This is a genomic window from Vibrio sp. 10N.222.49.C9, assembly GCF_041474985.1.
Taxonomy (GTDB): domain Bacteria; phylum Pseudomonadota; class Gammaproteobacteria; order Enterobacterales; family Vibrionaceae; genus Vibrio; species Vibrio crassostreae_C.
In genome coordinates, this window is record NZ_JBFRVD010000011.1 from 967 (window position 1) to 1,208 (window position 242).

General features: G+C 46.3%; 1 protein-coding gene. It reads right to left on the reverse strand.

Translation table 11 applies throughout. The features are described 5' to 3' along the window. The coding region (locus AB4585_RS29765) for a hypothetical protein (RefSeq protein ID WP_372169366.1) at positions 1-242 on the reverse strand (242 nt) is incomplete at both ends.

Below are 242 nucleotides of genomic sequence, written 5' to 3' on the forward strand. Positions count from 1 at the left end.
AGATATTGCGTAGTTCGTAAACCTCTACTTGGTCTGCTCCTTCTGAGGTAACAAACGAGCCTGCCGCCTGAGCGACAACAGAGCCTAAATCGCCTTCATCAACGACAAACGTACTCGCAACTGTCGTATCAGTGATGCTTGGCACATCATCCGTCACCGTGATCTTCAAATCGATCGCATTCGATTTATCTTGGTCGAAATCTTCAGCTACAACAGAGAAGCTAAGGTTAATCGCGTTTTCA